The sequence below is a fragment of the Granulicella sp. S190 genome (assembly GCF_009766095.1).
Taxonomy (GTDB): Bacteria; Acidobacteriota; Terriglobia; order Terriglobales; family Acidobacteriaceae; genus Edaphobacter.
In genome coordinates, this window is sequence record NZ_LMUD01000053.1 from 1 (window position 1) to 296 (window position 296).

The 296-nt window shown below is 50.7% G+C and carries 1 protein-coding gene; it reads right to left on the reverse strand.

Annotated features, from left to right (window positions below):
- Positions 1–60 precede the first annotated feature (60 nt).
- Positions 61–296: hypothetical protein (locus GSQ94_RS21195; RefSeq protein WP_216843155.1), on the reverse strand; the 236-nt coding region annotated here is incomplete at its 5' end.

Here is a 296-nt window from a genome sequence, read left to right on the forward strand (position 1 = left end):
CCCATGGCTTGTTTGCCCATCCACGTTTGGTCCTTCCATTAGAGTTAGCGTGAAGGTTATTTACTTCTTTGGCAAATTCATCCCTGCCACATCTTCGTTAAGGCAGAAGTACATTTTAACGGCCTCAATGAAGTATTCAGCCTTCGAGCGATCCCCAGTGAAGATGGTGGGTAGCTGACCCATCATTTTAACGTCTTGAGCCGTGTTAATGGGTTGCTGGGGATTTGCTCCTTCTGGGGGTGGTCCTGATCTGAAAGGGGGGTTTCCTCCTCCGCTGGGTCCTCCTCCTCCGCATC